Here is a 22,709-nt window from a genome sequence, read left to right as displayed (position 1 = left end):
TCTAGTATTTCCAACTATTACTATAGCATGAGGCGGGAACTTGCAAAAATATGGACATGCAAAAAAGCAAGCTCTTTCGTTTGACGAAGAACTTGCTTGCGGGGATCAATAAAACTGGTGCAGCAGCAATAAGGTTAAGGATACTGTAATCGCGCCCCCGATGCGGGTAGACACTTGGGCGAAAGGCATTAGCTCAAGCCTTTCAGCGGCGCTTAAAATGGCAACGTCACCCGTGCCGCCTTGCCCAGAATGGCATGCATTAATAATGGCGGTTTCAATCGGATACATGTTCAGCCATTTTCCAGTGAAGAAGCCGACGGCCATCATGGTCACAACGACAGACAGAATCGTAATAATATTGCTGAGGTTAAAAGCGGCGACAAGCTTGTCCCACGGCGTCATGGATACCCCAATCGCAAAGAGAAGCGGGTAGGTCACAGCTGTTGAAAAGAAGCGGGACACTCCAAACGCGCCATTTTCAATTGAGGCAGGCACCAATCTGAACAGCTTGATTAGAACAGCCAGTAACAGCATGGCAACGGGTGCCGGAAAACCGAAAAAATCGTGAGCAAGCATGCCGACTAAGTATAAAGAAACAGCAAGGATACCGCCTGACGCAAATAAAGAAAGGTTGAACATTTGCTGTCCGCTTTGAGATTCCTCCAGCGCAGGAGACTCTTCTTCGGAGCGGTCCACTTTGCCGTTGCCTGTCCATTCCGGTTTTTTCTTTCCGATGCGGTTCAGCAATCCCGCTAGAATAATCGCGCACAAGCTGCCCAGCATAATCGATGGCAGAACAAGTGCAAACGCTTCCCCTTGAGAAATGGGCATGATGTCAGAATATCCGATGGACAGCGGGATAGCGCCTTCTCCGACTCCTCCAGCCATGATCGGAATGACAATGTACAGCAGGGTATGCTGAAATCCGAGTCCGAGCAATGTCCCGACAGCCAGTCCGACAATAGCGGCTGTGACAGAACCGACAATAAGCGGAATAAAGATTTTCATGAATGCTTTTACGAGTGTTTCTCTTTTCATGCCGAGAATGCTTCCGACGACAATACCGGCGATAAACAAATATAGAAAGTTTGAGTTTTCTGTAAATTCTGTGGTGGATTTGACGATATCATTAGGCAGCAGGTGATAGTACACGACAGCGGACGGAATAAAAGTAGCTAGGATGGCCGGGCCGCCGATAGAACGAACTATCGGTATCGATTTGCCGATTTGGGCAAAGGTAAACCCGAAAAACGCCATGACGGCGATGGATGTCAAAATGTCACTTTTTACATCGTGATGCATAACAAAAACAGTGATTAATATAAACAGCAAGGCATACACAGGAAGCGGTATGATGCCTACTTTTATATTCATGGCTTTCGCAAACCAATTCTCTTTTCGAACCCCTTCGTGAATTGTATCCGTTTGCAATTGCATGGGTGTTTGAAGCTCTCCCATTGAAAAACCCCCCTATTCTTGATGCAGTGAAATTGTTCACTATGTTAAGTATACTTAAAAATTGAAATTATTAATATATTAAAAATTTACTATTCAACTTTCCTCCTCTTGCCGGTTCAAATGAAAAGAGGCATTCTGACTAAAATCGGTTTAAGACGGAATGCTGAGACTCGAGTGCTGGGGCGGGGGCAAGCATTTTGTTCGCAAGGAACGATGTGTTGATGTACGATAATAAAGGGTCATTTATCCTAGCAGCCGACATAAATAAGCAACAAAATAGACAAAAATCCGTCACATAGTGCGGGACTTTTTAGGTATTTTAGGCTTTATTTTTGAAATGAATCGTTGTAAAGTACTTAATATGAACCAGTCAGAGATTGTGTCATTTGGTCAGTCTGGCAATCTTGCATCATATTGGATGACTTTTTGACACATTTGTGAAATATTGAGCAATATTTTTTTCGTCTATTTTGTGAATTACTGATCAAAGTCTCGGTTCTATTTGTGAAGTAGTGAGCAAATTACAGTTTTAACCGGAAATGGAGGAGAAAGCATGAGTGAATTGGTATTAGCCCGCATACAGTTTGCATCAACAACGTTGTTTCACTTCTTGTTTGTGCCGATGTCTATCGGGCTTGTGTTTATGGTTGCGTTGATGGAGACTCTTTATCTTGTAAAGAAAAATGAGCTGTATCTCAAAATGGCAAAGTTTTGGGGACACTTATTCTTAATAAATTTCGCAGTCGGTGTTGTAACGGGGATTCTGCAAGAATTCCAGTTTGGACTGAACTGGTCTGATTACTCCCGTTTTGTCGGAGATGTATTTGGCGCTCCGCTTGCGATTGAAGCATTATTGGCGTTTTTCATGGAGTCTATTTTTATCGGATTATGGATTTTTGGCTGGGACCGCCTGCCGAAGAAAATTCACGCTCTCTGCATATGGCTCGTATCATTCGGAACGATCATGTCATCTTTCTGGATTTTAACAGCAAACTCCTTTATGCAGGAGCCGGTCGGCTTTACGATCAAAAACGGCCGTGCGGAAATGAATGATTTTGGCGCGTTGATTACAAACCCTCAGCTTTGGGTTGAATTCCCGCACGTTATTTTCGGTGCGCTTGCCACTGGAGCTTTCTTTATTGCCGGAGTGAGTGCTTTTAAACTGCTGAAGAAAAAAGAAGTGCCGTTCTTTAAGCAATCTTTTAAACTCGCAATGATCGTCGGCCTTTGTGCCGGTCTTGGCGTCGGCCTTAGCGGACACATGCAGGCTGAGCACTTGATGGAATCACAGCCGATGAAAATGGCTGCCAGTGAAGGCCTATGGGAAGACAGCGGTGACCCTGCTGCTTGGACCGCTTTTGCGACGATCGATACAAAAAATGAAAAAAGCTCAAATGAAATCAAAGTTCCTTATGCCTTGAGCTACTTGGCTTATCAGAAATTCAGCGGAAGTGTCAAAGGGATGAAAACCCTTCAGGCTGAGTACGAAAAAATATACGGAAAAGGCGACTACATTCCGCCAGTGAAAACGACATTCTGGAGCTTCCGTATCATGGTTGGCGCAGGCGTTGTCATGATCCTTGCTGCGTTAGGCGGCCTCTGGTTAAACCGCCGCAAAAAGCTAGAAAACAGCAAATGGTATTTGCGCATCATGATCGCGTTGATTTCCTTCCCGTTTCTTGCGAACTCCGCGGGCTGGATTATGACAGAAATCGGACGTCAGCCTTGGACGGTTATGGGTTTAATGACAACCGCTCAATCTGTGTCGCCTAACGTAACTGCGGGCTCCCTGTTATTCTCAATCATCGCATTCGGTGTGATGTACATGATTCTGGGCGCGCTGCTTGTCTTCTTGTTTATCCGTGAGATTAAAAAAGGTGCCGAGCATGATGATCATCATGATGTGCCTGTATCAACAGATCCATTTAGTCAGGAGGTATACCATGGCATCTCTTCATGATCTTTGGTTTATACTCGTTGCTGTATTGTTTGTAGGATTCTTCTTTTTGGAAGGCTTTGATTTCGGGGTCGGCATGGCGACCCGTTTTCTTGGCCATAATGAATTAGAACGCAGAGTGCTGATCAACACGATCGGACCGTTCTGGGACGCGAATGAAGTGTGGCTTTTGACTGGCGCAGGCGCTATTTTCGCGGCATTTCCAAACTGGTATGCAACGATGCTGAGCGGTTACTACATTCCGTTTGTCATTGTGCTGCTTGCGTTAATGGGCCGCGGGGTCGCGTTTGAGTTCCGCGGCAAGGTGGATCATTTAAAATGGGTAAAGGTTTGGGACTGGGTCGTTTTCTTCGGCAGTCTGATTCCTCCGTTTGTGCTTGGTGTTCTGTTCACGACATTATTCCGCGGAATGCCGATTGATGCCGACATGAACATTCACGCACATGTATCTGATTATATCAATGTATATTCTATACTTGGCGGTGTGACGGTAACCCTTCTTTGCTTCCAGCACGGTTTAATGTTTATTACGCTGCGTACGATTGGTGATTTGCAAAACCGCGCCCGGAAAATGGCACAAAAGATAATGGGTGTTGTTTTTGTAGCGGTTCTTGCCTTCGCGGCCCTTTCTGCGTATCAGACAGACATGTTTACACGCCGCGGCGAGATTACCATTCCGCTCGCTGTTTTGATTGTCATCTGCTTTATGCTCGCGGCTGTATTGATTCGTAAGAAAAAAGACGGCTGGACATTTGGGATGACAGGCGCTGGTCTGGCGCTGACCGTGGGAATGATCTTTATTTCCCTATTCCCTCGGGTAATGGTCAGCTCGCTTCATAGCGCATACGATTTAACAGTAGCTAACGCTTCTTCCGGAGATTATTCGCTTAAAGTCATGTCAATTGCAGCATTAACGCTACTGCCGTTCGTCATCGGCAGCCAGATCTGGAGCTATTATGTCTTCCGGAAGCGCGTCAGCCATAAGGAGCCTATGACTTATTAATGGGAAAAGACCTGTTTCGATATAAAGGAATGAAGCGGATTCTCACCTTGATTACTAGTTTAACGTTGATTCAGACAGCCGCCATTATTATGCAGGCAGAGTGGCTGAGTGAGGCCGTAACCGGACTGTTCAACGGGAAGGGCATTACCTCCCTTTTTCCGGTGATCGGCTTTTTCCTCATCGCTTTTATCGCCCGGCACGGGGTGACGGTGGCGCGACAGAAAATCGTCTATCAATACGCCGCCCGGACAGGAGCAGATTTGAGAAAAAGTTTTCTTGATCAGCTGTTCCGATTAGGCCCCCGCTTTGCAAAGAAAGAGGGGACGGGGCAAATGGTGACGCTGGCGATGGAAGGCATCAGCCAGTTCCGCCGCTACCTGGAGCTGTTTCTGCCGAAAATGGTCAGCATGGCGATTGTGCCTGCGGCAGTTGTCATTTATGTGTTTTTTCAGGATCGGACATCAGCGGTCATTTTAGTCGCTGCTATGCCGATTCTGATCATCTTTATGATTCTTCTCGGCCTTGTCGCGCAGAGAAAAGCAGATCGTCAGTGGAAATCCTATCAGAGACTTTCCAATCATTTTGTTGATTCTCTTCGCGGGCTGGAGACATTGCGTTTCCTAGGTTTGAGCAAGTCACACAGCAAAAATATTTTCTACGTGAGTGAGCGGTATCGCAAGGCAACAATGAGCACGCTCCGGGTGGCGTTTTTATCTTCATTTGCCCTCGATTTTTTCACGATGCTGTCGGTGGCGACAGTCGCAGTATTTCTGGGCCTGCGCCTCATTGACGGCGATATTTTGCTTGGCCCCGCTTTAACAGCGCTTATTCTGGCACCTGAGTATTTTTTGCCGGTGCGGGAAGTGGGGAATGATTATCATGCAACGCTGAACGGCCAAGAAGCAGGAAAAACCATTCAAGAGATTTTGTCGCAGCCTAGTTTTAAAGAAGAGACGCCGCTTCAGCTCGAAGCTTGGTCCGATCAGGATGAGCTGAAGCTGTCAGGCGTGTCAGTCGGCCGATCAGTGTCCGATATTGATCTGTCATTTAAAGGAAAGAAAAAAATTGGCATTATCGGTGCAAGCGGCGCCGGAAAATCAACATTAATTGATATTCTCGGCGGATTTTTAGAGCCGGATGGCGGGATGATTGAGGTTAATGGTACAAGCCGGTCCCATTTGCAGGACGGCAGCTGGCAGAAGAACCTTCTTTACATCCCTCAGCATCCGTACATTTTTGATGATAAGCTTGGGAACAACATTCGCTTCTACCATCCAAGCGCTTCGGCAGAGGATACAGCCCGTGCCGCTGCTGCGGCGGGACTGGCGGAGCTGGTGGATAGCCTTCCTGAAGGATTAGAGGGGCGGATCGGGGAAGGCGGCCGGGCGCTCAGCGGCGGCCAGGCACAGCGTGTCGCGCTGGCCCGCGCCTTTTTGGGAAACCGTCCGATCCTGCTGCTGGATGAGCCGACCGCCCATCTTGATATCGAAACAGAATATGAAATAAAAGAAACGATGCTGGATTTATTTGAGGATAAGCTCGTCTTTCTCGCGACTCACCGCCTTCACTGGATGCTCGATATGGACGAAATTATCGTGCTGGACGGGGGCAGGGTTGCGGAAATCGGGACTCACAATGAACTGCTGGAGAAAAACGGTGTGTATACCAAACTCGTGAAGGCACAACTGGGGGAAAGAGCATGAAGAAAGAAGAATGGATTTTGCCGTATATCAAGCAAAATGCCCGCCTGTTTGTTCTGGTTATCTTTTTGGGCGCGGTGACGATTTTTTCTGCTGCTTTTCTCATGTTCACCTCAGGGTTTTTGATTTCTAAAGCGGCGACAAGGCCGGAAAACATTCTGCTCATTTATGTGCCGATTGTCGCAGTGCGCACCTTTGGGATTGCGCGCTCTGTATCGCGATATGTGGAACGGCTCGTCGGGCATCACATCATTTTGAAAATCGTATCCGACATGCGCGTCCGCCTTTACAATATGCTTGAGCCGGGTGCTTTGATGCTGCGTTCCCGTTTTCGCACGGGGGATATGCTCGGCATTTTGTCTGAGGATATTGAGCATTTGCAGGATGCTTTCTTAAAAACGATTTTTCCTGCGATCTCAGCCTTGCTCCTGTATGCTGTGTCAGTGATAGCGCTCGGCTTCTTCTCTTGGCCGTTTGCCATATTGCTTGCGCTTTATTTGTTTGTTCTTGTTGTATTGTTTCCGGTTGTGTCTTTGCTCGTGACGAGAGCGAAGAATGCGAAGCTGAAAAGCGGACGGAATGTGCTGTACAGCCGTCTGACAGATGCCGTGATGGGTGTCAGCGACTGGATGTTCAGCGGACGCCGGCATGCTTTTATTGATGCTTATGAAAAAGAGGAACATGATTGGTTTGAGCTTGAACGGAAAAAACAACGTTTTATGAGATGGCGGGACTTTGCTGCGCAATGCCTTGTCGCCGGCCTTATTTTGCTGATGCTGTTTTGGACAGCGGGACAGCAAGCGGACGGCGAGCTCGCTAAAACGATGATTGCCGCTTTTGTGCTAGTGGTGTTTCCGTTGACGGAAGCCTTTTTGCCGCTTTCGGATGCCTTAGGCGAAGTGCCGGGCTATCAGGATTCTATCAGACGCATGAACAAGGTGGCTCCTCAGCCGGAGGCGTCACAAACTGAATCAGGGGATCAAATGCTCGATCTTCAAGATGTCACCTTGGCCTTTCGTGATGTGACGTTTTCTTATGACAACAGCAGCCAAGTGCTTGACAACTTTTCCTTTACGCTGCGCCAAGGAGAAAAAATGGCGCTGCTCGGCCGAAGCGGCTCTGGGAAATCAACATCGCTTGCATTAATCGAGGGCGCCTTGAAACCGGACTCCGGTTCTGTAACGTTAAACGGAGTGGAGACAGCGCTGTTAAAGGATCAGATTGCGGATGCGGTGGCCGTGTTAAATCAAAAACCGCACCTGTTTGATACAAGTATTTTGAACAACATCAGGCTCGGAAACGGAGATGCAAGCGACGAGGATGTGCGCCGCGCCGCAAAGCAGGTCAAGCTGCATGACTACATTGAGTCATTGCCTGACGGATATCATACCTCTGTACAGGAAACGGGCATCCGTTTTTCCGGTGGAGAGCGCCAGCGGATCGCACTTGCGAGGATTTTGCTGCAGGACACACCGATCATCATCCTCGATGAGCCAACAGTCGGCCTCGATCCTATTACCGAACGTGAATTGATGGAAACGGTGTTTGAGGTGCTGAAAGGAAAAACGATTTTATGGATTACCCACCATCTCGCGGGAGTGGAAGCGGCTGATAAAATCGTATTTCTCGAAAACGGCAAAACAGAAATGGAAGGAACCCATGAGGAGCTTCTGGCGGCAAACGAACGGTACAGCCGCCTATATCACCTTGATGTTCCTGTAAAATAAAAGACAGCCCTAAAAGGCTGCCTTTTTTGTTTGAAAAAGAAAAGGGACAGGAAAAATAGGAAAAGAAAGCAGAGGAGGGATAGAGATGAATGTTCCATTTTGGACGGAAGAGCATGTAAGGGCCACGCTTCCTGAAAGAGATGCGGAGAGCCATAAAGGCACGTACGGTACGGCTTTGCTGCTGGCTGGAAGTGACGACATGCCGGGGGCAGCGCTGCTTGCAGGGCTTGGGGCCATGCGGAGCGGTCTCGGCAAGCTTGTCATCGGTACATCAGAAAGCGTAATTCCGCTAATTGTTCCTGTTTTGCCCGAGGCGACCTATTGGCGTGACGGCTGGAAAAAGGCGGCGGATGCTCAGCTTGAAGAGACGTACCGGGCCATTGCCATCGGATCGGGCCTTCCGCAAACGGAAAGCGTACAGCAGGCAGTCGATCATGTGCTTACGGCTGATTGCCCTGTTATTTTGGATGCCGGAGCGCTGGCGAAGCGCACATATCCGAAACGGGAGGCCCCCGTCATCCTTACGCCGCACCCGGGCGAGTTTTCCCGAATGACAGGGATGCCCGTGAACGAATTGCAGAAAAAAAGAGCGGAATATGCAAAGGAATGGGCGGCTCAGCTGCAGACTGTCATTGTGTTAAAAGGAAACCAAACCGTCATCGCGTTTCCTGATGGAGACTGCTGGCTCAATCCAACCGGAAACGGGGCGCTCGCCAAGGGCGGAACCGGTGACACACTGACGGGCATGATATTGGGGATGCTCTGCTGCCATGAAGATCCAAAGCACGCCATATTAAACGCGGTCTATTTGCATGGTGCGTGCGCCGAGCTCTGGACGGACGAGCACTCCGCTCATACGCTGCTCGCTCATGAGTTATCTGACATGTTGCCCCGCGTGTGGAAACGATTTGAATGATAAAAAAGCTGTCTTCAGAGAGAAGACAGCTTTTCTTGATACCCCGCCCGTTTTTTCAGACGCGGTTTCATTAATACATAGTAAAGCACAGAAGGCACGGCCAAGCCGATAATCCATGCGATGTCTCCGCCGCCAAACATTTTGGCAAGCGGTCCGATGTAAAAGCTTGTGTTGATAAACGGAATTTCCAGCAAGATAGACAGAACGAACGCAATCGTGGTGATCCAATTGACCTTTCCATAAGGCCCGTTTACGTCGAACATGGCTTTGACTTGATACTTTCCGTGGCGGACGAAGTAGTAATCGACTAAATTGATTGCCGTCCACGGAATTAAGAAATAACTGATGAAAAAGATAAAATTCAAAAACAACTCCATAAAATTGCTCTGTCCCAGTAGGCTTAAGACTGTGCCGACAAGCGTGACACCCAGGATCATGATGATTCTGACTTTGGGCGTTACTTTTAATTTCAGAAACGGCTCCAGCGTTGTTGTCGTGGACATGAAAGCCCCATACAGGTTAAAAACATTGATCGCCATTTGCCCAAATAACACAATGATCAGCATAATAAATGAGAAGGGACCGAACAATTGGACAATCTGGCTGCCTGAGTTTGCCGTAAAGTCAGGAAGTGAGGTTGTCAGCAATGCGCCGAGCAGCATCATCCAGATGGAGCTGACAGATGTACCTGCATAGCTGTACCAAAATGTTTTTGAAGCCGGTGTTTTAACTGGCAGATATCTTGAATAATCGGCAACATACGGCGCGTAGGCAAGCTGCCACGTCGCAACTGCGCTGACTGCCACCAAGAAAATTGGCAGATCAATCGCTCCGGGTATCCAGCTGCCTGCCGGAATCGGCAATTGAAAAATAAGAATCGTTGCAGCAAAAAATACAGCAAAAGAGGTCCAAGAAAGGATTTTTTGCATTTTGTGAATCAAATCATGGCCGAAAATGGTGAGTAAAAAACATACGGCGCTTAAGCCTATAATGCTCCATGATCCCGGGATGGGAACAAAGCTGCTTAAGGTTCCAGCCGCCAGAATCGTACTGCTTGCGAAGAAACCAAGGTAGATAAACATGACTAAGAAGAGGGGAAGAATCGCTCCGATTACGCCGAATTGGGCACGGCTTTGAATCATTTGCGGGATGCCAAGCTGAGGGCCTTGCGCGGAATGAGACGCCATAAATATGGCACCGATTAAGGTTCCGCAAATAATAGCGGCAACACTCCAAAACAGATTAAGTCCCATTGCAACGGGAATCGTGCCAGTCACTAACGTGGTGATATGCATATTAGCCCCGAACCATACGGGAAATAAATCTTTCGCTTTACCATGTCTTTCTTCATTCGGAATATATTCAATCGTTCGCCTTTCTACTTTCAATGCATCGTCCTCCATATTGGATGTTTTTTTGAAATCGACATAAAGTCATAGCTTAACAGACTATAAGGGGGTTTACAAATAAGGATATGCAGCCAAACGGCCGGGAAGCTTGATCTGTCAATGGCTGAAAAGAATTGTAAAAAAGATGAACGCTTTTGAATCCGGTGTCGTCTCATAAGGCAGAAAAACAAAAAAGGGGGGATCACGGTCATTGCATACACATGAAGAACAGCGGCTGATCCAGCAGGCGAAAGAGGGAAACGACGAGGCGTTTACAGCCCTTTTCCACTATCACTATTCTTTTTTATATAAATACTTGTTAAAGCTTTCCCTTCACCCTGATCTCAGCGAGGAACTTGTTCAGGAAACCTTTCTGAAAGGGTACATCCATTTAAGAAGCTTTCAGGGCCGTTCAAAATTCTCCACATGGCTGATCTCCATTGCATCGCGGCTCTATCTCGATCACCAGAAAAAGAGAAAGAGAGAATGGAAACGGAATCAGACAGTTACGGAGGAAACAATCCGCAAGATCAAGTGGGACGTGTCAGTGAAAGGGGCAGAATGGAGCGAGACGCTTGATCTGTTTTCAAAGCTGGACCCTAAACTGCGCACACCGGTTTTATTAAGGCATTACTACGGCTATACCTACGCCGAAATCGGGGGGATGCTTCAAATCAAAGAAGGCACTGTAAAGTCCAGAGTTCATAAAGGGCTCCAGCAAATCAGAAAGGAGTGGGACGATGAATAAAGAAAAGCTTTCTGATCATTTAAAGTCAGAATGGAAAAAAATTGATCAAACAGCCAATCCCTCTATACCGACTCAAAAAGAACTGCTTCACCAGCTGTCACAAATGAAAGCTGAATATAGAAAAAAACTTCTTCAAGAGATCATTTTATTTGTATTCTGCGCACTGATGGTTGTGAGTGCTGCAATCTTTGCTTTCACTCAAGCTCCTGCTGTGTTTATTGTGCTTCAGGTTTGTGTGCTTGCGGTGCTGCCGATTTTGATTGCGGCTGAGAAAAAAAGACATCTCGGCGAATGCGAGGTGAAACGCAGATGACACAAACAGAAATTGTCATAACGGTTGCGGCTTATCTCATCGTATTGGCGCAGGGAATCTTTTTATTTATTGATGCGAAAAAACGTAATCGCATGGCATGGGTTTGGGGGATTGTCGGACTGATTACAGCACCGATGCCTCTGATTTGTTATTACTTTTTTGTCATTAGGCCAGATCGGAAGAAAAGGGGGATCAAGCAATGAATATTTCTTGGGAAATGATTTTGCCGCTGATTGTATTACAGCTGGCTTTGGCGGTGTTTGCCCTCATCAGCTGTATAAAAGAAGAGCGGACGAACGGGCCAAAGTGGATGTGGGCTGCAATCATCGTATGTATCAATATTATCGGGCCGATTTTATTTTTTACCGTCGGCAGAAAGCAAAGGTAAGCCGATATGCTGTCTATTGAATCATTATGCAAATCGTACAGGCATCATGAAGCTGTAAGGAATGTCAGTTTTCACGTGAATGAAAATGAGTGTGTCGCACTATTAGGACCTAATGGAGCCGGCAAAACCACGACTCTGCAAATGCTGGCCGGACTGCTTTCGCCAACGTCCGGAAACATTAAGCTGTTAGGAGAAAAAAAGCTGGATCGGCGTTTGATTGGGTATCTCCCGCAGTATCCTGCTTTTTATTCATGGATGACCGCAAACGAATTTTTAACATTTGCCGGAAGACTGTCCGGCCTTTCGAAGAGAAAATGCCAAGAGGAAATTGGCGAGATGCTGGAATTTGTCGGTTTGCACGAAGTGGCGCACAAAAGGATCGGAGGCTATTCAGGAGGCATGAAACAAAGACTCGGTCTGGCACAGGCACTGCTCCATAAACCGAAGTTTTTGATATTGGATGAACCGGTGTCTGCACTTGATCCGACAGGACGGTTCGAGGTGCTGGACATGATGCGTGAGCTGAAAAAGCATATGGCCGTTCTGTTTTCTACACATGTTTTGCACGATGCAGAGCAGGTGTGTGATCAAGTGGTGATTATGAAAAACGGTGAAATTTCATGGAAAGGCGAGTTACAGGAGCTGAAACAACAGCAGCAAACGAACGTTTTTACCCTTTCAGTGAAAGAGAAGCTGGAAGGCTGGCTTGAAGAGAAGCCTTACGTCTCAGCTATTGTCTATAAGAATCCGTCCCAAGCTGTTTTCGAGCTGCCTGATATACACGCTGGCCGGTCATTATTAAGTGACTGTATCCGAAAGGGATTGACCGTCACCCGATTTGAACAGAAAACGGAGTCTCTAGAAGACGTCTATCTAAAGGTGGTGCACGCATGAAGGTGATGATGGCGCTATTGCAGAAGGAGTGGCTGGAAGGATGGAAAAGCGGCAAGCTGATTTGGCTGCCGATTGCGATGATGATCGTGGGGCTGACACAGCCGCTGACCATTTATTATATGCCGGAAATCATCGCACATGGAGGGAACCTTCCTGACGGCATGAAGATTAGTTTTACGACGCCCTCCGGGTCTGAAGTGATGGTCAGCACGCTTTCTCAATTCAACACGCTTGGCATGGCTCTGGTCATCTTTAGCGTGATGGGCAGTGTAGCCAATGAAAGAAATCAAGGGGTAACAGCGCTGATTATGTCGCGGCCTGTGACGGCAGCCCATTATATCGTGAGTAAATGGCTCATCCAAAGTGTGATCGGCATTATGTCGTTTGCAGCTGGATACGGGCTTGCTTATTATTACGTTCGGCTGCTGTTTGAGGACGCATCATTCAGCCGCTTTGCCGCAAGCCTTGGCCTTTACGCGCTTTGGGTGATATTTATTGTGACCGCCGGCCTTGCCGGAAGTACGATATTCCGGTCTGTCGGAGCAGCTGCGGCTTGCGGGATCGGGCTTACAGCAGCCGTTTCCTTTGCTGTTTCACTATTTCCCGATGGTGCGAAGTGGCTTCCGGCCGAGATTTGCAAGCAGGCGGAGCATATCCTTCTTCATGGAGAGCGGGCAGATTTTTTCGGATGGTCACTCACTTTCTCCATTCTGTGCATCATGCTTCTGGTCGTGTTTTCTGTGTGGCGCTTCCGGCGGTATGAAAGCTATTAATTGATCATGTTACGTTTTTGCGCGAGCATCACAAAAAAGGCGGCAAATGCCAGAGACCCGGCTCCATAAAAAACTCCCGCAAGCCCGATAAGCTGTGCGATTTTTCCGGCAAGAAGGGGCCCGAGGAAGATGCCTAGCGCATAAAATGATTGATAAAACCCCATCACTGACATTTTTAATCGGGCAGAACTGATTTCGACAACATGGCTTAGCAGCAGAGGAAAAACGAAGCCGAGCGCCAGTCCGATACAGGCGTGTGTGATGCAAACCGTGAACAATGCAGCTGAAAAAGGAACGTATAGCAAACAGCCCCCGGTGACTGCGAAACTAATGAGCATCGCGGAGTAAGCGATACGGCTTGTAAAGCGCAGAAACACAAAGCTTAATGTGGCGGCTGCGTGTGGGAGGAAAAAGGCGCTCATCACCCAAAGCAGCTCCGCGTCGCCCATTCCGAGCTGATTCATGTAAAGCGGCGTAAAACCAAACACTGTGATAAATAATACGGCATGGGCCGACATAGACAGGATGGTGAAAAGCTTCAGCTTTGGCAGCCGCAATGTATCTTTGATGTACTGATTGACACGAATGGTGTCACGGTTTGCGGGAGGAGCAGACGGATCCTTAATAAAGCAGCAGAACACCAGACCTGCGACAGAAGCTGCCAGCGCCATCCAAAACGGGACCTGCCTGCCTAAATGGGCTGCCGCAAGCCCGCAGAACACAATGCTGGCAAACTGAGGCATGACGGTAAAAAACTGCATGATGCCCATTGCTTTTGATGCATTGCCATTGTTGAAATAATGTGCGTATAAAATGGTCGCCATCACCCACATAGAAGCAGTGATTCCCGCGAAAAGCCGGGCGGCCAGCACGAAGAAGAAAGAATCAAACATCAGAAAAAGCAGGCTGCTGAGGACAGAAATGCCGAACCCGGCAATTAGCAATTGCTTGCGCAAGGAAAACAGGATGTCTGACAAAAGGCCGAGCGGGAATCGCAGAAGGATTTGCGTGACCCCGTAGCTGCCGAGAATGATGCCGATTGCGCCATATGAAAAGTGCAGATCCTCCAAATACAGACTGAATATAGGAACGTAAATATAGCCTGAAAACCAAAAACAAAATACCATGCATAAAAAAACGGCGTGATCTAAAGCGCCGATTGTTTTTTTCTGAGGAATCAAGTCCTGCTGTAATTCCATCGTATCTCTCCACCCCTTTCCTTCCAGTACAACACAATTGTTGAAAGCGTTTCAATAGAAAAATAAAAAAACAGGGCTTCAAAAAAAGCCCTGTTCGCTGTTTTTAATACGGATCAGACGGATGACTCTCCTGTTCAGCCTGCTTTGCAGCCTGTTCCGTTTCAGTTGTGCCGATCGGCCCGTTGCTGTTGTTTTCGGAAACCTTTTTTAGCCCTTCTGCTACGCGTTTTCCGTAGTCAGGATCAGCTTTTGTGAAATTCTCAATCATTTGATCCTGAATTTCTTTTCGGCATGTAGAAAGCGTATTCACCAAATTCGTAATCAATTCGTTCCGTTCAAATTCAGTAAATCTCCGGTACGTTTCTCCAGCCTGTCCGAAGTTGTTTGTTCTGTCAATCGCTTCACGCTTTACATCACCTTCGACATGCGGCGTATGGTCTTTTCCGTCCTGCTTCGCTTCCTTCAGCCCGCCCATAATGGATGGCTCATAGTTGACGTGCGGGTTTTGTCCTTCTGCTCTATCGACCCGATATTGCATCTGCCCGCCTTCCTGGTTGGTGGCGACATGCTTTTTCGGCGAGTTGATCGGAAGCTGCAGGTAATTTGCGCCTACACGGTAGCGCTGCGTATCAGAGTAGGCAAACGTACGCCCCTGGAGCAATTTGTCGTCTGAAAAATCAAGCCCGTCGACAAGCACTCCCGTTCCAAATGAAGCTTGCTCCACTTCCGCATGGTAGTTTTCCGGATTTTTGTTCAGAACCAATTTGCCGATCGGTTTCCATGGGAAATCGTCTTTATACCACAGTTTTGTCGGATCAAGAGGATCAAAGTCCAGTTCAGGATGCTCATCATCGCTCATGATTTGAGCATACACTTCCCACTCTGGATAATCGCCATTTTCAATCGCGTCATATAAATCCTGTGTGGCATGGTTAAAGTTTTTCCCCTGAATCTCTTCTGCTTCCTTCTGTGTCAGGTTGCGGATGCCCTGCTTCGGTTCAAAATGGTATTTCACGAGAACGGCCTTGCCCTCCTCATTCACCCATTTATAGGCATGTACGCCTGAACCCTGCATTTGCCGGTAGTTGGCCGGAATGCCCCAAGGCGAAAACAAGAAGGTGATCATGTGTGTCGCTTCTGGAGATTGAGAAATGAAATCGAAGATACGTTCACCATCCTGGATGTTGGTCACTGGATCAGGCTGAAATGCATGTACAAGATCCGGAAATTTCAGCGGATCGCGGATAAAAAAGATTTTCAGGTTGTTCCCGACCAAATCCCAGTTTCCGTCTTCTGTATATAGCTTTACAGCAAAACCGCGCGGGTCTCTCAATGTTTCAGGAGAGTGTTTTCCATGATTCACAGTTGAAAAACGGACAAATGCCGGTGTTTTCTTGCCTTTTTCCTGAAAGAGTTTGGCCCGTGTATATGTTGAAATCGGTTCGTCTCCGAAGCTTCCGTACGCTTCAAAATATCCATGTGCACCTGCTCCCCTGGCATGAACAACCCGCTCTGGGATGCGTTCCCGATCGAAGTGGCTGATCTTTTCGAGAAAATCATAGTTCTCAAGTGTTGTAGGCCCTCTATTCCCGACGGTTCTCACATTCTGGTTGTCAGTAACAGGATGCCCCTGCCTATTCGTTAAGGTATCCTCTGACTCGTTTTTCCCGGATGTCTTATGGGAAAGCGCTTCCTCGCCCCCTTGGGCATTTGATTGGTGCTGCTTGTTTTGATGATCATCTTTCAATGGTTGGCCCTCCTTTTTTGAACGGTAACAATATTCCCTGAATGGAAAAATTTTAAAACAGCCGTTTTTTTTGATCTGCTTCGGGAATGGTACAATGTACAAAAATCGGTAAAAGGAGAGGTCGATTCGTGACGAGAGAAAAAAATCCGCTGCCCATCACGTTTTATCAAAAAACCGCTCTTGAGCTTGCCCCATCGCTTCTGGGCTGCCTTCTTGTAAAAGAAACAGACGAAGGCACAGCGTCAGGCTATATTGTGGAAACAGAGGCCTATATGGGTGCTGAAGACAGAGCGGCACACAGCTTTAACAACCGCCGGACGAAGCGGACTGAGATCATGTTTGCAGAAGCTGGGCGGGTATATACATACGTGATGCACACCCATACATTGCTGAATGTCGTTGCCGCGGAAGAGGATGTCCCGCAAGCGGTATTAATCAGGGCGATTGAGCCACATGAAGGCCAGCTGTTAATGGAGGAGAGAAGGCCGGGCAGGAGTCCGAGGGAATGGACAAACGGACCAGGAAAGCTGACGAAAGCGCTTGGCGTCACGATGAATGACTACGGACGCTGGATCACGGAACAGCCGCTTTACATCGAAAGCGGGTACATACCGGAAGCAATTTCAACCGGCCCGCGCATCGGCATTGACAACAGCGGGGAGGCACGCGATTATCCATGGCGTTTCTGGGTGACGGGAAACAGGTACGTGTCGCGTTAGAATGTTTAAGGAAGAGGCAATCAGGGGAATGGTTGAGAAAAAAGAAGGGAGAATCGGAGCTTTGAAAAAGATGATCAAAACCGTTATCAAATGGGCGCCGGTCATTTACCCGATTGTTCGAAAAATCATGAAGGATCGCAAGGCGTCTAAACAAAAGAATATGTCCGCATCTAGAACAGCCGGCTGATCCCGGCTGTTTTTTTATAGGTCAGTTTTCCCTCTCGTCCTCCGGATGTTCATTGACTTGCCATTCTCTCCATTATAGAATTTATATACATTTCGCATCCCTTCATCATCCTTTCTGCCTATTCACTGAATCCCTGCATCTACTAGTTAGGAGGTTTTTCTCATGCTTCATGGGCGACTACGTGATATTCTGCGCTTGCTGATGGCGGCTGAAGCCCCGGTGACAAGTTCGTTTTTTGCCGCGCAATTAAACGTAACGACGCGGACAGTCCGCAATGATATAAAGGAACTTCAAGGTGTGCTAAGCGGTCACGGTGCCTTTGTACAATCTGTAAGAGGCTCCGGCTACAAGCTCCGCATTGATGACGAGCAAGTATTCAGAACACTGCTGCAAGATGAATTTCAGCAAAAAAAGGGCCTGCCGGTATTGCCGGAGGAGAGAATGGCCTATCTTATGAAACGTCTGCTGCTGGCGGACCATTATCTCAAGCTCGATGAACTTGCTGAAGAACTATTTATCTCAAAATCTACACTCCAAACGGATTTAAAGGAAGTAAAGAAACGTCTGCTGCCCTACCGCATCGTCATGGAAACACGTCCGAATTACGGCTTCAAGCTGCGCGGGGACGAGGTGCAGATGAGGTACTGCATGGCGGAGTACATTGTCGATGAAAGAGAAACGGAGATAGATGTTTTAAATGAAAAGGCTGATATTTTGCCAAAAGAAGAAATTGAGATCATCCGTTCCGCCATCTTGAAAAAAATGAAAAACGACCGCATCCCTCTGTCCAACATGGGACTGAATAACCTCATTATCCATATTGCTATCGCCTGTAAACGGATCAGAACGGAAAACTATGTATCTCTTTTCCCGAAAGATATGGATCATATCCTGCATCAAAAGGAGTACCAGGCTGCAGAAGCCATCGTAAAAGAGCTGGAATCAGCGCTTGCCGTTACATTTCCGAAAGACGAGACAGCCTACATCACCATGCATCTCCTTGGCACAAAACGAATGACACAATCACAATGCGGAGAGGACACATTTTCAGTAGAAGAGGAAACCGATCAGCTGACACTTGCCATGATCGAAGCTGTTGATCGTGAACTGAAGCTTGGCATCCTGCATGACAAAGAGTTGAAAATCGGCTTGGCACTGCATATGAAGCCGGCGATCAGCCGCAACCGATACGGCATGAATCTTCGAAATCCGATGCTGGCAGCGATCAAGGAACATTATCCACTCGCTTTTGAAGCCGGGATCATTGCCGGAATCGTGATAAAGGAACAAACGGGTATTGAGATTCATGAAAACGAAATTGGATATTTGGCTCTCCACTTTGGCGCCGCGATTGAACGAAAAAAAACAGAAAGCCCGCCGAAACGCTGTATCATTGTATGCGCATCGGGTGCCGGAAGCGCCCAGCTTCTGCGCGAAAAACTGCGTTCCCATTTCGGCAAGCGGCTCGATATTCTTGGAACGGCTGAGTATTATAGTCTTGAACAAATGTCCTACGAATCAATTGATTTTGTCATCAGCACCATTCCGATTAAAAAAGAGCTCCCTGTACCAGTACTGAAGGTTAACACCATCTTAGGCGGAACTGACTTTACAAAAATAGAATCTATTCTGAGTGATGAAAAGGAAAAAGCCAATCGCTACCTAAAAAAAGAACTCGTTTTTTTTCAGGAGGATCTGCGCTCAAAAGAAGAAGTGATTCAATTTTTAGGGCAGAAAGCGGTCGAATGCGGCTTTGCCGATGAAGAAATCATAGATTCCATTTTTGAAAGAGAAGACATGTCGCCAACGTGTTTTGGCAATCTTGTTGCCATCCCGCACCCGCTTGTTCCGCAGACGAAAACAACGTTTTGGGCCGTTTGTACGCTCAAAAAACCGATCGATTGGGAGAGTCAGCGAGTTCAATTTGTCTGTCTGCTTTGTGTCGAAAAGGAGAACAAAGCAGATTTGCAAAGCATGTATAAACTGCTTGGCAGCATTTTGGATGACCCGGCGGCGGTGAACCAGCTGGTCAAATGCCGTTCGTATCAAGAGCTTTCGGATGTGTTTGACCAAAAAATGCTGAGCTGACAGCCTGTATATACCTTTTTTCCGTTGCCTGCGGAAAAACCCTGAGTGTTTATGAAAGCGATTTCATAATATGATGAAAGCAACAGCAGGACATTACAAAATTGATCAAACTCTAGGGGGTCTTTTACATGAATATATTACTCGTTTGTGCAGCAGGCATGTCTACTAGCTTACTGGTGAGCAAGATGGAAAAAAGTGCGCAGGAACAGGGAAAAGACTATACCATTTGGGCAGTTTCAGGCGATTCTGTACAAAATCATATCGATAAAGCGGATGTATTGCTTCTCGGTCCGCAAGTTCGTTACATGCTTCCGCAGCTCAAAAAATTAGGAGAGTCAAAGGGGGTTCCGGTAGACGTCATTAATACCGTCCATTATGGCACGTGCAACGGGGCGGAAGTGCTGAAATCAGCTGAACAGCTTGGACATGTGTCATAGAGAGGGGCGGGCTATGTGAATAAAGTCAATCAGATCTTAGAAGAAAAGGTCATGCCTATAGCGGGAAGAATTGCGGGACAGCGTCATTTGCAGGCGCTGCGTGATGGTATCATCCTCACGATGCCCCTGATTATCATCGGTTCCTTTTTCCTCATCATTGGCAACCTCCCGATCCCGGGATACGCTGAGTTTATGGCAAAAACGTTTGGCAGCTCCTGGTCTGAAAAACTGGCCTACCCAGTCGACGCGACCTTTGAAATTATGGGTCTTGTCGCCGCGTTCGGCATCGCCTACCGGCTCGCCGAGAAATACGGCGTTGATGCCTTGTCGGCCGGAGCCATTTCCCTTGCGGCATTTTTATTAGCAACACCTTATCAAGTGCCGTTTATGCCGGATGGCGCGACGAAAGAAATCATGGTTGGCGGCGGGATTCCGCTTTCGCTCATGGGAAGCAAAGGCCTATTTGTCGCCATGATTATCGCAATGGTGTCCACAGAGATTTACCGCCTTATTATCCAGCGCAATTTAGTCTTCAAAATGCCGGACGGTGTCCCGCCGGCGGTAAGCAAGTCATTTGTCGCGTTAATCCCCGGCTTTGCCGTCATCTTCCTGATTTGGGCAGCCCGGCTGATTGTTGAAGCGACACCGTTTGAAAGCCTTCATAATATTGTAAGCGTTTTATTGGGGACTCCGCTTTCCATTCTGGGAGGAAGCCTTGGAGGAAGCCTTGTCGCCGAAGCCGTCAAAATGCTTTTATGGGCCTGCGGCCTTCACGGTGCAAACATTGTCGGCGGCGTCATGGCACCGATTTGGTACGGGGCAATGGATGCCAACCGGATCGCATTCCAAGCCGGTGAGGAGCTTCCTAAGATTTTCACCCAGCAATTTTTCGATATCTGGGTCAATATCGGCGGAAGCGGCGCCACATTGGCACTGGTTGTCACGATGTTCCTGCGCGCCCGAAGCAAACAAATGAAGCAGCTCGGGAAGCTTGCGGTCGGCCCGGCCATCTTCAATATTAACGAACCGATTATATTCGGAATGCCGATCGTCATGAACCCAATGCTCTTACTTCCGTTTATCATCACGCCGCTTGTCACAGTGACACTCACGTACATCGGAATGAGCACCGGCCTTGTCGCCAAACCGGCGGGTATCGCAGTGCCGTGGACCATGCCGCCAATCTTTTCAGGCTACTTGGCGACAGGAGGAAAAGTCTCAGGCGCGGTCATGCAAGCCATTAATATCGCCGTATCCTTTGTTGTCTACTACCCGTTCTTCAGAATGTGGGATAAACAGAAGCTGAAAGAAGAAAACGATCTGGAGCTGGTTCAAACGCCTGCAGCATCAGATGACAAAGAAGCGGCTCTGTAGAGAAAGGAAGTGAATCGCGTGAATGAGGAAATGGAACAAATCATTTTTCAAATCATCCTTCACGGAGGAAACGGTAGGAGCTCCGCAATGGAGGCCATTGCCGCTGCGAAAAGCGGTGACGCAGAAGAAGCGCGGAAAAAGCTTCAAGACGCTGCTGAAGAATTGTCAAAAGCCCATCATTATCAGACAGAGCTGATCCAAAATGAAGCGGGCGGAGAAAAGACGGAAATGACGCTTCTGATGGTTCATGCACAGGATCATTTAATGAATGCAATGACAGTGAAGGATATGGCTGCAGAGATCATTGAGTTATATGAAAAAATCACCGAGCAAAGGGGAGCAAGCATATGACAAAAGGATTGAAGATTGTAACGATTGGCGGAGGTTCAAGCTATACGCCCGAGCTAGTGGAGGGGTTCATTAAACGGTATGATGAGCTGCCTGTCCGTGAATTATGGCTCGTCGATATCCCCGAGGGCGAAGAAAAGCTGAATATTGTCGGCACACTCGCCAAACGGATGGTTGAAAAAGCTGGCGTCCCAATTGACATTCATCTTACGCTCGACCGGAGAAAAGCGCTGAAAGACGCAGACTTTGTCACGACTCAATTTCGCGTCGGACTTTTGCAGGCAAGAGCAAAGGATGAGCGCATTCCACTAAAATACGGAGTGATTGGCCAGGAAACAAACGGCCCGGGAGGCCTGTTTAAAGGATTGCGCACAATTCCGGTCATCCTTGAGATCGCAAAGGACATAGAAGAGCTTTGCCCGAACGCTTGGCTTGTTAACTTCACAAACCCTGCCGGCATGGTAACAGAAGCCTTGCTTCGCTACTCCAACCTGAAGAAAGTCGTCGGTCTCTGTAATGTTCCAATCGGCATCAAAATGGGCGTAGCCAAAGCGCTTGATGTAGATGTGGACCGCGTAGAAGTCCAATTCGCCGGACTGAACCATATGGTATTTGGGCTGGATGTTTTCTTGGACGGCGTAAGTGTGAAGGAGCAAGTCATCGAGGCGATGGGCGACCCGGAAAACGCGATGACGATGAAAAACATCTCGGGCGCCGAATGGGAACCGGATTTCTTAAAAGCGCTCAATGTCATCCCTTGCGGCTATCACCGTTACTATTTCAAAACAAAAGAGATGCTGGAGCACGAGCTGGAAGCTTCACAAACGGAGGGCACCCGCGCTGAAGTCGTACAGAAGGTCGAAAAAGAGCTGTTCGAGCTTTATAAAGATCCGAACCTTGCGATCAAACCGCCGCAGCTGGAAAAACGGGGCGGAGCTTACTACAGTGATGCAGCATGTAACTTAATTAGCTCCATTTATAATGATAAACATGACATTCAGCCGGTGAACACGATCAATAATGGTGCAATAGCGAGCATTCCAGACGATTCCGCAGTTGAAGTGAACTGTGTGATGACGAAAACCGGCCCTAAGCCAATTGCTGTCGGCGACTTGCCGGTGTCTGTCCGCGGCCTTGTCCAGCAAATCAAATCCTTTGAACGTGTCGCGGCAGAAGCGGCAGTTACAGGTGACTATCAAACTGCGCTCCTTGCCATGACGATTAACCCGCTTGTCCCGTCCGATACTGTGGCCAAACAGATTTTAGACGAAATGCTGGAGGCGCACAAAGCGTATCTGCCGCAGTTTTTCAACAAAATTGAAGCGTAAAAAAAGCCGGCCTGTAA

Annotated in this window: 22 protein-coding genes; 18 read left to right on the top strand and 4 right to left on the bottom strand. The window is 47.8% G+C overall.

Annotated features, from left to right (window positions below):
• Positions 1 to 105 precede the first annotated feature (105 nt).
• Positions 106 to 1,458: a citrate/malate transporter CimH gene (gene cimH, locus NYE53_RS19625; RefSeq protein ID WP_339246371.1), complete on the bottom strand. Its 1,353-nt coding sequence runs from the start codon at positions 1,456 to 1,458 to the stop codon at positions 106 to 108.
• Between the two features lie 553 nt (positions 1,459 to 2,011).
• Between cimH and cydA the strand changes: the two genes are divergently transcribed.
• From cydA to NYE53_RS19600, 5 genes are all read left to right on the top strand, one after another.
• Positions 2,012 to 3,418, top strand: a complete 1,407-nt coding sequence (cydA, locus tag NYE53_RS19620; protein WP_339246369.1) for a cytochrome ubiquinol oxidase subunit I — start codon at positions 2,012 to 2,014, stop codon at positions 3,416 to 3,418.
• Positions 3,402 to 4,418, top strand: coding sequence for a cytochrome d ubiquinol oxidase subunit II (cydB, locus tag NYE53_RS19615; protein WP_251187445.1), 1,017 nt, complete (start codon positions 3,402 to 3,404; stop codon positions 4,416 to 4,418). The genes cydA and cydB overlap by 17 nt, the downstream gene beginning before the upstream one ends.
• A complete protein-coding gene (gene cydD / locus NYE53_RS19610) occupies positions 4,418 to 6,121 on the top strand; it encodes a thiol reductant ABC exporter subunit CydD (RefSeq protein WP_339246364.1) in 1,704 nt (567 codons plus the stop codon). The genes cydB and cydD overlap by 1 nt, the downstream gene beginning before the upstream one ends.
• On the top strand, positions 6,118 to 7,845 hold the full coding sequence (gene cydC, locus NYE53_RS19605; RefSeq protein WP_339246361.1) for a thiol reductant ABC exporter subunit CydC: 1,728 nt from the start codon (positions 6,118 to 6,120) through the stop codon (positions 7,843 to 7,845). Before cydD ends, cydC begins: the two co-directional genes overlap by 4 nt.
• 85 nt (positions 7,846 to 7,930) lie before the next feature.
• Positions 7,931 to 8,761 carry an NAD(P)H-hydrate dehydratase gene (locus NYE53_RS19600; RefSeq protein ID WP_327828888.1) on the top strand — a complete coding sequence of 277 codons (831 nt, stop codon included), beginning with the start codon at positions 7,931 to 7,933 and terminating at the stop codon, positions 8,759 to 8,761.
• Positions 8,762 to 8,775: 14 nt separating this feature from the next.
• Here the strand turns inward: NYE53_RS19600 and NYE53_RS19595 are convergent, their stop codons facing one another.
• Positions 8,776 to 10,149: a cytosine permease gene (locus tag NYE53_RS19595; RefSeq protein ID WP_003244111.1), complete on the bottom strand. Its 1,374-nt coding sequence runs from the start codon at positions 10,147 to 10,149 to the stop codon at positions 8,776 to 8,778.
• Between the two features lie 211 nt (positions 10,150 to 10,360).
• Here NYE53_RS19595 and sigY point away from each other — a divergent pair, with 211 nt between their 5' ends.
• The 6 genes from sigY to NYE53_RS19565 are packed head-to-tail and all read left to right on the top strand — an operon-like array spanning position 10,361 to position 13,265.
• The gene (gene sigY, locus NYE53_RS19590; protein WP_339246358.1) at positions 10,361 to 10,897 is read left to right on the top strand and encodes an RNA polymerase sigma factor SigY; all 537 of its coding nucleotides are present in this window, start codon (positions 10,361 to 10,363) and stop codon (positions 10,895 to 10,897) included.
• On the top strand, positions 10,890 to 11,210 hold the full coding sequence (locus tag NYE53_RS19585) for a YxlC family protein (RefSeq protein WP_327828889.1): 321 nt from the start codon (positions 10,890 to 10,892) through the stop codon (positions 11,208 to 11,210). The genes sigY and NYE53_RS19585 overlap by 8 nt, the downstream gene beginning before the upstream one ends.
• Entirely contained in the window at positions 11,207 to 11,413 is a 207-nt protein-coding gene (gene yxlD, locus NYE53_RS19580) for a sigma Y negative regulator YxlD (protein ID WP_134974920.1), read from the top strand. Before NYE53_RS19585 ends, yxlD begins: the two co-directional genes overlap by 4 nt.
• Positions 11,410 to 11,598 (top strand): sigma Y negative regulator YxlE, encoded by a 189-nt coding sequence (yxlE, locus tag NYE53_RS19575; protein ID WP_003227293.1) that lies wholly within the window; start codon positions 11,410 to 11,412, stop codon positions 11,596 to 11,598. Before yxlD ends, yxlE begins: the two co-directional genes overlap by 4 nt.
• A 6-nt stretch (positions 11,599 to 11,604) precedes the next feature.
• Positions 11,605 to 12,492 (top strand): ABC transporter ATP-binding protein, encoded by an 888-nt coding sequence (locus tag NYE53_RS19570; protein ID WP_339246351.1) that lies wholly within the window; start codon positions 11,605 to 11,607, stop codon positions 12,490 to 12,492.
• Positions 12,489 to 13,265, top strand: a complete 777-nt coding sequence (locus tag NYE53_RS19565; RefSeq protein WP_339246348.1) for an ABC transporter permease subunit — start codon at positions 12,489 to 12,491, stop codon at positions 13,263 to 13,265. Before NYE53_RS19570 ends, NYE53_RS19565 begins: the two co-directional genes overlap by 4 nt.
• Here the strand turns inward: NYE53_RS19565 and NYE53_RS19560 are convergent.
• Positions 13,262 to 14,464: an MFS transporter gene (locus NYE53_RS19560; protein WP_339246345.1), complete on the bottom strand. Its 1,203-nt coding sequence runs from the start codon at positions 14,462 to 14,464 to the stop codon at positions 13,262 to 13,264. The genes NYE53_RS19565 and NYE53_RS19560 overlap by 4 nt on opposite strands.
• Positions 14,465 to 14,567: 103 nt before the next feature.
• A complete protein-coding gene (katX, locus tag NYE53_RS19555; protein ID WP_339246342.1) occupies positions 14,568 to 16,211 on the bottom strand; it encodes a catalase KatX in 1,644 nt (547 codons plus the stop codon).
• 128 nt (positions 16,212 to 16,339) lie between these two features.
• Between katX and NYE53_RS19550 the strand changes: the two genes are divergently transcribed.
• From NYE53_RS19550 to licH, 7 genes are all read left to right on the top strand, one after another.
• Positions 16,340 to 16,930 carry a DNA-3-methyladenine glycosylase gene (locus NYE53_RS19550; RefSeq protein WP_339246339.1) on the top strand — a complete coding sequence of 197 codons (591 nt, stop codon included), beginning with the start codon at positions 16,340 to 16,342 and terminating at the stop codon, positions 16,928 to 16,930.
• A 28-nt stretch (positions 16,931 to 16,958) separates the two neighbouring features.
• The gene (locus NYE53_RS19545) at positions 16,959 to 17,117 is read left to right on the top strand and encodes a hypothetical protein (RefSeq protein WP_009968374.1); all 159 of its coding nucleotides are present in this window, start codon (positions 16,959 to 16,961) and stop codon (positions 17,115 to 17,117) included.
• A gap of 162 nt (positions 17,118 to 17,279) precedes the next feature.
• Complete coding sequence (licR, locus tag NYE53_RS19540; protein WP_339246336.1) at positions 17,280 to 19,205, top strand: transcriptional regulator LicR; 1,926 nt, start codon at positions 17,280 to 17,282, stop codon at positions 19,203 to 19,205.
• A gap of 128 nt (positions 19,206 to 19,333) precedes the next feature.
• Positions 19,334 to 19,642 (top strand): PTS lichenan transporter subunit IIB, encoded by a 309-nt coding sequence (gene licB / locus NYE53_RS19535; protein ID WP_003218755.1) that lies wholly within the window; start codon positions 19,334 to 19,336, stop codon positions 19,640 to 19,642.
• Positions 19,643 to 19,657: 15 nt separating this feature from the next.
• Positions 19,658 to 21,016, top strand: coding sequence for a PTS lichenan transporter subunit IIC (licC, locus tag NYE53_RS19530; RefSeq protein ID WP_015250911.1), 1,359 nt, complete (start codon positions 19,658 to 19,660; stop codon positions 21,014 to 21,016).
• Between the two features lie 18 nt (positions 21,017 to 21,034).
• The gene (gene licA, locus NYE53_RS19525) at positions 21,035 to 21,367 is read left to right on the top strand and encodes a PTS lichenan transporter subunit IIA (RefSeq protein WP_003227313.1); all 333 of its coding nucleotides are present in this window, start codon (positions 21,035 to 21,037) and stop codon (positions 21,365 to 21,367) included.
• On the top strand, positions 21,364 to 22,692 hold the full coding sequence (licH, locus tag NYE53_RS19520) for a 6-phospho-beta-glucosidase LicH (protein ID WP_339246333.1): 1,329 nt from the start codon (positions 21,364 to 21,366) through the stop codon (positions 22,690 to 22,692). Before licA ends, licH begins: the two co-directional genes overlap by 4 nt.
• Positions 22,693 to 22,709 lie beyond the last annotated feature (17 nt).

The sequence above is a fragment of the Bacillus sp. FSL R5-0523 genome (assembly GCF_037975295.1).
In the GTDB taxonomy this organism is placed as follows: domain Bacteria; phylum Bacillota; class Bacilli; order Bacillales; family Bacillaceae; genus Bacillus; species Bacillus subtilis.
This window is presented reverse-complemented; position numbering and strand designations above follow the sequence as displayed.